The following is a 10,702-nucleotide window of genomic DNA, read 5'->3' as shown; positions in this document are numbered from 1 at the left end:
CTGTGAATTAAACTTCGTAATGAATTACGTGTTCACTCAGCAAAGACTTGATATTTTTTACGTCCGGAGACGCTGATATCAATCCTGCGAGTGCCCACACAGATTGTCTGATAAATTGTTAAAGAGCAGTGCCGCGATTTCTCAAGCGGCGCGGGATGCGTATATTACGCTTTCCGCTTTCTCAGTCAAGCATTTATTTTTGCTTTTCTGAAGGTTGCCGTTAAGGGCCACCTCACTAACAGGGCGCTTCGTAAGCCGTTGTGCCGTGTCAGTGGAGGCGCATTATAGGGAGTTCTTTCGGGCTGACAAGGGCTAAATGCAAATTAATTTTCGAGTGCTGTTTTTTTCGGCGAAAGCCCGTCAAATCGCCAGTTTTTCCAGCAGCGGGAAGCCATAACGCTGCAAAACCGGTGATAATTGCACCACTTCGTCATCCATACGCGTACAAAATGCCACATTCTGTCCGCTGGAACGCGCCTGAGGCGCTTCGTGCTCTAACAACCAGGCGGTGCGCCGTGCAATGGCTGCGCCCGAATCCACCAGCCGGGTGCCATCAGGCAACACCTGCTGCAGCTCTTCACGTAACAGCGGGAAATGGGTACAACCCAGCACCACGGTATCCGGCGGCTCTTTCATACGCAGCCACGGTTGTACTGCGCGACGCACATCGTCCAGCGACACCGTTTCTCCGTGCAGTTTGGCTTCCGCCAGTTCGACCAGTTCCGCCGACCCCAGCATTTCGATTTTACATTCGCGCGCAAACTGCGCCACCAGCTCATGGGTGTAAGGTCGTTTCACCGTGCCGCGCGTGGCCAGCAGGCCGACTACGCCGTTACGCGTCAGACGGGCCGCCGGTTTAATCGCTGGCACGACGCCAACGACCGGGAATTCAAAGCGCTGACGCAATGCTGGCAGCGATACAGTACTGGCGGAGTTACAGGCGATGACCACTAACGCCAGCGGCACGCGCTGCACGATAGCCTCCACCACCGCCACGACCCGCTCAACAATGTACTCTTCGCTTTTTTCACCGTAAGGGAAGCCGGCATTATCGAAGGCATAGAGATAGTGCAGGCCCGGCAGCATTTGCCGGACCTCATCATAGACGGAGAGCCCACCGACGCCGGAGTCAAACACCAGCACGGTGGGGCGCAGATCAGAAGCTGTAGCTGGCGCTGAGATAGTACTCCGTTCCTGGAGTTTGATAGCCATACACTGTCTCGTAGTCTTTATCGAACAGGTTGGCAATTCTACCACGAACGGTGAGCTGTGATGTGACCGGATACGAAACTGCCAGATCCCATAAACTTACACCGCCCAGTTTGACGCGCTGCGGGGTAAAGGAGTGGTTGTAATCCGTATCATAGCGATCGCCGAGATAATGATAGGTCAGTGACCAGTCAAACTCATAAATCGTCCAGTCGAGCTGGTATTTCACCTGCTGCTTCGCACGGCGCACCAACGGTTGATCGGTTTCAGCATCGCGCGCATCGACATAGTCGTAAGAAATCTGATGGCTAAGCGGACCGGTATCGAACGACGCCGTGGCTTCTACGCCCTTAATACGCGCTTTATCGATGTTGTAATAGATATAGGTGGTGGGATCGCTATCAATCAGATTATCGATATCGTTACGATAACCGGATACGCGCCAGTTTACCGGCCCGGTCAGGCCAGAGAAGCCCGCTTCCCACTGTTTACTCTCTTCCGGCTTCAGGTCGCTGTTGCCATAAGAACCATACAACTGGCCGAGACGAGGCGCTTTATATGCCGTCGCGTAATTGGCAAACACGCTATAGCCATCGACAAACGCCCACGACGCCCCGCCCTGCCAGGTGCCGTGCCAGCCAAACTGGCTGTTGTCGTCCCCACGTACCGCGCCTTCCAGCGTTACGCTGCCCAGCTGCTGCTGGGTGGTGGCATAGATGCCGGTGTTACGCAGTTCGGTGCTGTCAGCCACGTAAGCGGTGCCGGGTTCCGTGGTCTGTTTCTGCCAGTCCACGCCCGCGCTTACGCTGCCCTGCGCCACCTGCAACGTATTGCCCCACTGCACATTGTACTGCTTGCTGTCATCCAGCGTGGTCGACGGGCCGTAGCGGCCTGTACGCGGATCATAGTTATAGTCTTTGCTGCGGCTGTAGCTGGCGATCAGCTGCGTCGAATAAATGTCGTTGCTGTAACGCAGGCCGCTGTCCCAGGTCTGGCTGTAGAGCTGACGGGTATCGTTTAATCCATTGATGTTGAAACTGTTATCGTAGCTGTAGGTGCCGTCGTAGGCCGTGCGGTTGTCAAAACCGTAGCCGCGGACAAAGCCGCTCAGCCCGTCACTGAACTGATGCTCCAGCGCGCCATACAGCGTCTTATTCATGAAGCCATCGCGATCTTTCTGCGCCGGATCGCCATACACATCCGGCAGGTTTGCCACCACATCATAGCCGCGCGTATAGGTGTAGTTGCCCGCCATGGTCAGCGTCGTGGCTGCGCCCAGCTGCTGCTGGGTAGAACCTTCATAGTTTTGATAGCCTTTCGAGCCCACGCCCGCGCTCAGCGTCGTGCCCGGCTTATCACGACCGGTGATGATGTTCACCACGCCGCCAATTGCATCGGAGCCATACACCGCCGAGCGCGCACCGCGCACATATTCGATGCGCTGGACCAGAGAAAGCGGAATCTGGCTTAAATCAGACGATCCGGACACACCCGCCTGGTTTAGCCGGATACCGTCAATGAGTATAAGTACGTGGCTGGAGTTAGTACCGCGCACAAACAGCGAACTCAGCTGGCCGAGGCCACCGTTTTGCGCGATGTCCACGCCAGGCAGGCGACGCATGACGTCCGTCAGGCTTTTAGCCTGCCAGCGATCGATATCATCACGGGTCACGACTGTCGTCGGCGCGAGAACGGAGGAGACCGGCTGCAAAAACCGGTTGGCGGTAACGATTTGCGTATCATCATTCTGCTGCGCGTAGCCAGATTGCGCCCAGAGCGACAACGCCGTTGCACTAAAGGCAAACAGCGAAGCGTGTGTTGTTTTCATTGTTATAGCATCCAAAAGACGAAGCAGGATGCCGCAGGTCCGGGATCGATAGCACGCGATGATCTCAGAAGTTGCGACGTCACACCGGCAGGTCTTCGGGCTGGGAATCATAAGTGGTGAAGACTTCCCATCCGCGAGGACAGTGTCTGCGATTGCGATCACCACGACATTCTTTTACCGCTGCGCGTCAGCTCCAGATTCACACTGGATTCCCTTTTAACTCAAGGAGGCCGGCAGCCGCAGTCTACGTTTAAGAAGGCCGGAAATCCAGACTGCCAGCCTTCCTGCACTGTCCGGGACTGGACATCAGCAGGTGAATGCCTACAATCGCCCGGCAGGCAGGCTTAACACCAGGATTGAAGATGACACCCGAACAACTCCCGATTGAACAATACGACGCGCAACTGGCGGAAAAAGTCAGCCGCTTACAGGCGATGATGGCCCCCTACGCAGCGCCCGACGTGGAGGTGTTCCGCTCGCCGGTCAGCCACTATCGTATGCGCGCCGAATTCCGCATCTGGCACGACGGTGACGATCTCTATCACATCATCTTCGATCAAGAGACCAAACAGCGTATCCGCGTCGATCAGTTTCCGGCGGCCAGCCAGTTAATCAACACGCTGATGCCAAAGTTGATCGCCGCGATCCGCGATAATCGCGCGCTGCGTTTCAAACTGTTCCAGATCGATTATCTCTCCACCCTCAGCAACCAGATCGTGATTTCACTGCTGTATCACCGCAAGCTGGAAGCCGACTGGACCGAAGCCGCGACTGCGCTGCGCGATAGCCTGCGTGCAGAAGGGTTTGATGTGCAGCTGATTGGCCGTGCCACGAAAACCAAAATCTGCCTCGATCGCGATTACGTCGATGAGCGCCTGCCGGTAGCCGGCCAGGAGATGATCTATCGTCAGGTGGAGAACAGCTTCACCCAGCCGAATGCGGCGATGAATATTCAGATGCTGGAGTGGGCGCTGGACGTGACGCAAGATTCGCGCGGCGATCTGCTGGAGCTGTACTGTGGTAATGGCAACTTTTCGCTGGCGCTGGCGCGTAACTTCCGTCGCGTACTGGCGACGGAAATCGCCAAACCGTCGGTGGCTTCGGCGCAGTACAACATTGCGGCCAACCACATCGACAACGTGCAAATTATTCGTATGGCAGCCGAAGAGTTTACCCAGGCGATGAACGGCGTGCGCAGCTTCAACCGTCTGGAAGGCATCGATCTCAACAGCTATCAGTGCGAGACCATCTTTGTCGATCCGCCGCGCAGCGGGTTGGATGACGAGACGGTGAAGATGGTGCAGGCCTATCCGCGCATTCTCTATATTTCCTGTAATCCGCAGACGCTGTGTGACAATCTCAGCGTACTGAGTGCCACGCATACCGTCACGCGGCTGGCGCTGTTTGACCAGTTCCCTTACACCCACCATATGGAATGCGGTGTGTTACTTACGCGCAAAGCCTAAAAAAACGGGAACCCTGCGGTTCCCGTGATTGTTTTCAGTGCTTGTTCTTGCTGCGGCGGAAGCGCATGGCGATCCAGAACACCAGCGCCACCATCAGAATGGTCGGGATGAAGTTAGACCCGATATCCGGATATTCGGCACGCACCAGCGCGCTGTACACCAGAATCCCCAACAGAAAAAATGCCGCCGCCAGCGAAGGCATGCCGTCCGGCATATTGCGGTTGAGATAGCGCTGATGCAGACACCACGCGGCAAGGCCAAGGGCGATCAGCGGGAAAATCGAAAAGGGAACAAAGGTGCTGAACAGCACCGAAAAGGAGCCGTTGATAGCTAAACCGGTGATAAAAGCCAGTAACAGCGTTCCTTTATCGCGAGGGTTTTGCTCAATCATTTCATTATCCTTATCACATTACTCTTCGGGGGTTTCCAGGGTAACCGCCAGGCGCTCTTGCTCCCGGCGATACCAGTAATACGCGCCTTTGGCGATCATTCGCAGCTGCAGCACCAGACGCTCTTCCAGTTTGCGCCGCTGTTCGATATCCACATCCAGCGCTTCCGCGCCGGCGCTGAACACAATCGTCACCATCGCTTCCGCCTGCGCTTCGGTAAAGCTGCGCGGCATGCGGTTTTCCAGCTCAAGGTAGTCGGCCAGTTCAGCGATAAAGTGCTGAATCTCCCGCGCGACCGCCGCACGAAAAGCCGCTGAGGTGCCGGAGCGCTCGCGTAGTAAGAGACGAAAAGCGTTGGGATTGTTCCCGATGAACTCCATAAACGTGGCGACCGAGGTTTTAATGATGCTGCCGCCTTTGGCAATGCGCTGGCGCGCCTGGCGCATCAGCTGGCGCAGCATCAGGCCACTTTCATCGACCATCGTCAGGCCGAGCTCATCCACATCGCGAAAGTGACGGTAAAACGAGGTCGGTGCAATGCCGGCTTCGCGTGCCACTTCGCGTAAACTCAGGCTGGCAAAACTCCTTTCTGCACTTAACTGACTGAATGCCGCTTCAATCAGTGAACGTCGTGTACGTTCTTTTTGTTGCGCTCGAACGCCCATTTTCCCGGCCTTGTGAGTAATCAGGCAGGCACTATAACAAACTTTTCAGCGTACAGCGGCGCAAAGTTTGTGACCGCCTGTTAACCTCACTGATTGTCAAACTTTGCCAATTTACGCTGTTAGAATTCAGATGTGCGCGGCGAGATGTTAGAATCTCGTTGTAAAAATGTATAGAAACATAGGACGTACTGGTATGCAAAAGTCTTACGATTACGATGCCATTGTGATTGGCTCCGGTCCGGGCGGCGAAGGTGCGGCGATGGGGCTGGTGAAGCAGGGAGCGCGCATTGCAGTGATCGAACGCTACCACAACATCGGCGGCGGTTGTACTCACTGGGGAACCATCCCTTCCAAAGCTCTGCGTCACGCTGTCAGCCGTATCATCGAGTTCAATCAAAACCCTCTTTATAGCGATCACACCCGACTCCTGCGCTCCTCGTTCGCCGACATTCTGAATCATACTGAGAACGTCATCAGCCAGCAGACTGCCATGCGTCAGGGCTTTTACGAGCGTAACCGCTGTGAGCTTTATCAGGGCGACGCCCATTTTGTTGATGCCAACACCATCGAAGTGGAACAGCCAGACGGCACGCGCGAGCGCTTAACCGCAGAGAAGTTTGTCATCGCCTGTGGTTCCCGCCCGTATCATCCGGCGGACGTCGATTTTACCCACCCGCGCATTTACGATTCTGACTCCATCCTCAACCTGCATCATGAACCCGGCCACGTCATCATTTATGGTGCGGGCGTGATTGGCTGTGAATATGCGTCGATTTTCCGCGGTCTTAACGTCAAGGTTGACCTGATCAACACCCGCGATCGCCTGCTGGCGTTCCTCGATCAGGAGATGTCTGATTCGCTCTCTTATCACTTCTGGAACAGCGGCGTGGTGATTCGTCACAACGAAGAGTTTGAGAAGATTGAAGGTGTCAGCGATGGCGTCATCATGCACCTCAAGTCCGGCAAAAAGGTCAAAGCCGATTGCCTGCTGTACGCTAACGGCCGTACCGGTAATACCGATTCACTGGCGCTGGAAAACGTCGGGCTGGAAGCCGATGGCCGTGGACTGCTGAAAGTGAACAGTATGTATCAGACTGCGCAGCCGCACATTTATGCGGTGGGCGACGTGATTGGTTACCCGAGCCTGGCCTCTGCCGCTTACGATCAGGGCCGCATTGCCGCGCAGGCGATCATTAAAGGGGAAGCCACCGCGCACCTGATTGAAGATATCCCGACCGGGATTTACACCATTCCGGAAATCAGCTCCGTCGGCAAAACCGAACAGCAGCTGACGGCGATGAAAGTGCCGTATGAAGTGGGCCGTGCACAGTTTAAGCATCTGGCGCGCGCGCAGATTGTCGGCATGCACGTCGGCAGCCTGAAGATCCTGTTCCACCGCGAAACCAAAGAGATTCTGGGTATTCACTGCTTTGGCGAGCGTGCGGCGGAGATCATTCACATCGGCCAGGCCATCATGGAGCAGAAGAACGGCGGTAACACGATTGAGTATTTCGTGAACACCACCTTCAACTACCCCACCATGGCCGAAGCCTACCGCGTGGCGGCGTTAAACGGCTTAAACCGCCTGTTTTAACGAACGGTCCAGGTAACCCTGCATGTGGGTTTTAATTGCTTCTGCCAGCTGCTCATAGCGGCTGCGCAGAGGCGATCCCGGACGATACACCAGCGCGATGGTGCGCTGCGGCACCGGTTTGTAACACGGCAGATAGCACACGCCATCACGTACGCGCTCATTCGGTACCGCCAGCGACGGCAGCAAAGTGATACCGCTGCCGGCTGCTACCATGTTGCGCAGCGTTTCCAGGCTGGTCGCGCGGAAATGGGTATCTTCATCAGCGCCGGCTTCGAAGCAGAAGCCCATCGCCTGATCGCGCAGACAGTGACCATCTTCCAGCATCAGCAGTTTCTCACCAGCCAGATCCGACATCGGCACGCGATCGCGATCGTGCCACGGATGATCCTGGTAGATCGCCAGCTTCATCGGCTCATCAAACAGCGGCACTTCAATAAAAGCTTCGCTCTCTTTTACCAGCGCCAGAATCGCGCAGTCGAGCTTACCGCTGTCGAGCTGCGCCAGCAGCTGCTGCGTTTGCGCCTCGTGCAGATACATCTCGAGTTTCGGGAAGGTCTGATGCAGCATCGGAATAATATGCGGCAGCAGATAGGGACCGGTGGTCGGAATCAGACCAATGTGCAGCGGCCCGGACATGGTTTCGCCCTGCTGGCTGGCCATCTCCTTCAGTACCTTCACTTCACGCAGCACGGTTCGCGCCTGATCCACCAGCAGCAGTCCAGCCTGAGTAAACAGCACCTTACGGCTGGTCCGTTCCAGCAGCATCACACCCAGTTCATCTTCCAGCTTGCGAATCTGCCCGCTCAGGGTCGGCTGGCTGACATGACAGGCATCAGCGGCACGACGAAAGTGGCGATGTTCCGCCAGCGAAACCAGATATTCCAGATCACGAATGTTCATTGATAGCCTCCAAACCACGATAGCCCGTGGCGATAGATAGAATAGCAATGAACGATTAGCCCTATCAAGCGGTGAACAGGAATAATACCGGCCATCTGATTAAGACCACAGATTGTTAAAGCGGCTAACGCAGACACGCAACAACAACAATCTGGAGCAGCACCTGCAACCTGCTCACGAAATCACTGAGTTGGCCGGGAGTGCCAGCCCTTTGATGATGTGCCTATAACTATATGTAATTCCGAAGCTAGAGGTTGGCGGGCTACTTAAAGCCCGCTTTTTTTTGCCTCTGCATCACAGTGGCACATCACCCAGCAACTGCTGCAAATCCTGCTCCGTCAGCACCAGGGAGTGGCCAACGATACCGGACTGCGTCAGCTCCTGCTGCAGATCGTCATTATTCAGCACCAGCTCATACTGCTGCGTGGCCGGGTTAAGCTCCGCGTCCTGGAACAGGTTAACCGGCACGCTGGCCAGCAGGTCGTGCAGATGCAGGCCACTGAGTGCCTCCGGCCGGGCCACATCTCCCGTAATATCATCCGCGACGATCAGGCTGACCGGCGCACTGACATTCCCTGCGCCGCATGTCACCACGATCTGATGCTCGCCAGCGGCCAGCGCATGAGACGGCGTAAAGGTCCATTTGTGATCGCTATCGACCAGCGCACTGCCGAGCGGCTCATCGTTATCAAACAGCTCAACCCGGCTGCCGGGCTGGCCTTTACCGGAAAAGGTCGGCTGGGTTTGCGTAGTGCTCTCTTCCGGCCAGATAAACTGCGTGCCGCTGTGCATGGCGGTTAGCGTGACCGGTACAAAACCGGCGTCTTCGACGATAAGCGTGAAGGGCGCGCTTATGCTCTGCGGCATTGCCGCCACCTGTGCCATGAACTGATGACTCCCGCCCGCCAGCGCGGCAGGCAGCGTAAAACTGAAGTAACCGGTCTGAGCATCGCTGAGCGTGCTGCCCACGAACTCGCCGTTATGGTAACACTCAAGCGTGACGCCACGGCCGGCATAGCCGTTCAGCGCAGGGCGCGTATCGCGGGTGATCTCGCCATCGACAATAAAACCGCCGTCATTCACCGAGGCGGAATCGAAGGTGACAGGAACCTGGTTTTCAACGGCCGGCTCCAGAGGAAAGAAAGGGTAGCCAAAGCGTGAAGTGCTCATTTATGTTCTCCAAATTAACTGCGAGCACACTTTAAGAACTCTTCACGCCAGGCCGATCAAGAATTGTCTCTTTTTTGCGAAAGAAATTTCCTGGCGCGCATTAGGCCAGGTTTAAGCGCTGCTTCGCTTCGCCGATCGCCAGCGCCACCTGCTGTGGTGCCACGCCGCCGCGCGCGTTACGCTTATCGAGACAAGACTGCAGCGACAGCACCGGATAAACATCTTCCCCGATCGCCGCGCTAAACTGCTTAAACTGCGCCAGACTTAATGCTTCCAGCGCGACGCCTTGTTTGATCGCTTCCACCACGGTTTCGCCGACGATATGGTGCGCTTCGCGGAACGGCACGCCTTTGGCTACCAGATAATCGGCCAGTTCGGTCGAGTTGGCGTAACCCTGCTCGGCGGCTTCCTGACAGCGCGGACGCTTCACCTGAATGCCATCCAGCACCAGCGCTGACATATGCAGGCAGTCAAGCCAGGTATCAAGCGCATCGAACAGCCCTTCTTTGTCTTCCTGCATATCTTTGTTGTACGCCAGCGGCAGCCCTTTCAGCGTCATCATCATGCCGGTCAGCGCGCCCTGCACACGACCGCACTTGCCGCGGATCAGCTCCAGCGCGTCCGGATTTTTCTTCTGCGGCATCAGCGATGAGCCCGACGTCACTTTATCGGACAGCTCAATAAAGCCGGCTTCACCGGTGTTGAAGAAGATCATGTCTTCAGCGAAGCGCGACAGGTGCACCATGCCAATCGAGGCATCAGACAGCAGCTCCAGCACGTGATCGCGGTCTGACACGGTATCCAGGCTGTTACGCGTGGCAGAAGCGAAGCCGAGCCAGCCGGCCAGCTGCTCACGGTCGATCTCATAAGCAGTGCCGGCCAGCGCGCCACAGCCCAGCGGGCTGACATCCAGCCGCTTCAGCGTATCCTGCAGACGGCTCTCGTCGCGCGCCAGCATCTCAACGTAGGCCAGACACCAGTGGGCAAACGTCACCGGCTGCGCCCGCTGCAGGTGGGTGTAGCCCGGCATCACGGCATCCTGATTGGCTTCAGCCGTGGCCACCAGCGCCGACTGCAGCTCGCGCGTGGCTTCCAGCAGCAGTGCCACCTGCGTTTTACACCACAGTTTGAGATCGGTCGCCACCTGGTCGTTACGGCTGCGCCCGGTGTGCAGCTTTTTGCCCAGCGCGCCGACTTTGTCGATCAGCTTGCCTTCCACCCAGCTGTGAATATCCTCGGCATCGCTCTGCAGAATCTGCTGCGGGTTGGCGCGAACCTCTTCCAGCAGCGCATTCAGCGCGGCTTCCAGCTGCTGCTGCTCTTCACTGCTCAGCACGTTTACCGTTACCAGCGCTTTTGACCAGGCCACCGAACCGATGATGTCCTGCTCCGCCAGGCGATAGTCAAACCGCAGTGAGTCGTTGAACTGTTTAAACCGTTGATCTGCCGCCTGCGAAAAACGTCCGCCCCAAAGTGCCATC

9 protein-coding genes and 1 riboswitch are annotated in these 10,702 nt (G+C 56.5%); of the genes, 2 read left to right on the top strand and 7 right to left on the bottom strand.

The genetic code is table 11. The annotated features are described in order from the left end of the window. Positions 1-360: 360 nt before the first annotated feature. Both murI and btuB read right to left on the bottom strand, forming a co-directional pair. The gene (murI, locus tag F3J36_RS22815) at positions 361-1,212 is read right to left on the bottom strand and encodes a glutamate racemase (RefSeq protein ID WP_141496793.1); all 852 of its coding nucleotides are present in this window, start codon (positions 1,210-1,212) and stop codon (positions 361-363) included. Beyond that, a complete protein-coding gene (gene btuB, locus F3J36_RS22810) occupies positions 1,157-3,037 on the bottom strand; it encodes a TonB-dependent vitamin B12 receptor BtuB (protein WP_150059713.1) in 1,881 nt (626 codons plus the stop codon). Before btuB ends, murI begins: the two co-directional genes overlap by 56 nt. Positions 3,038-3,105: 68 nt before the next feature. After that, positions 3,106-3,287, bottom strand: a riboswitch (cobalamin riboswitch). A gap of 112 nt (positions 3,288-3,399) precedes the next feature. On the opposite strand from btuB, the gene trmA reads away from it, so the two are divergent. After that, the gene (gene trmA / locus F3J36_RS22805; protein ID WP_058775573.1) at positions 3,400-4,503 is read left to right on the top strand and encodes a tRNA (uridine(54)-C5)-methyltransferase TrmA; all 1,104 of its coding nucleotides are present in this window, start codon (positions 3,400-3,402) and stop codon (positions 4,501-4,503) included. 34 nt (positions 4,504-4,537) lie between these two features. Here the strand turns inward: trmA and F3J36_RS22800 are convergent, their stop codons facing one another. Both F3J36_RS22800 and fabR read right to left on the bottom strand, forming a co-directional pair. Beyond that, complete coding sequence (locus tag F3J36_RS22800) at positions 4,538-4,894, bottom strand: YijD family membrane protein (RefSeq protein ID WP_021506823.1); 357 nt, start codon at positions 4,892-4,894, stop codon at positions 4,538-4,540. A gap of 18 nt (positions 4,895-4,912) precedes the next feature. Next, positions 4,913-5,557 (bottom strand): HTH-type transcriptional repressor FabR, encoded by a 645-nt coding sequence (gene fabR, locus F3J36_RS22795; RefSeq protein WP_031279587.1) that lies wholly within the window; start codon positions 5,555-5,557, stop codon positions 4,913-4,915. Between the two features lie 193 nt (positions 5,558-5,750). Between fabR and sthA the strand changes: the two genes are divergently transcribed. Then, the gene (gene sthA / locus F3J36_RS22790; protein WP_021506825.1) at positions 5,751-7,151 is read left to right on the top strand and encodes a Si-specific NAD(P)(+) transhydrogenase; all 1,401 of its coding nucleotides are present in this window, start codon (positions 5,751-5,753) and stop codon (positions 7,149-7,151) included. Here sthA and oxyR read toward each other — a convergent pair. The 3 genes from oxyR to argH form a co-directional block, all read right to left on the bottom strand. Continuing rightward, complete coding sequence (oxyR, locus tag F3J36_RS22785) at positions 7,134-8,051, bottom strand: DNA-binding transcriptional regulator OxyR (protein WP_021506826.1); 918 nt, start codon at positions 8,049-8,051, stop codon at positions 7,134-7,136. The genes sthA and oxyR overlap by 18 nt on opposite strands. Before the next feature lie 294 nt (positions 8,052-8,345). After that, on the bottom strand, positions 8,346-9,221 hold the full coding sequence (locus F3J36_RS22780) for an Ig-like domain-containing protein (RefSeq protein ID WP_166720648.1): 876 nt from the start codon (positions 9,219-9,221) through the stop codon (positions 8,346-8,348). Between the two features lie 100 nt (positions 9,222-9,321). Next, the gene (gene argH / locus F3J36_RS22775) at positions 9,322-10,701 is read right to left on the bottom strand and encodes an argininosuccinate lyase (RefSeq protein WP_104094280.1); all 1,380 of its coding nucleotides are present in this window, start codon (positions 10,699-10,701) and stop codon (positions 9,322-9,324) included. Position 10,702: the final 1 nt, after the last annotated feature.

This window comes from Pantoea sp. Cy-640 (genome assembly GCF_011752635.1).
Lineage (GTDB): Bacteria > Pseudomonadota > Gammaproteobacteria > Enterobacterales > Enterobacteriaceae > Pantoea > Pantoea dispersa.
The sequence above is the reverse complement of the archived record's forward strand: the minus strand, read 5'-3'. Positions and strand labels throughout refer to the sequence as shown.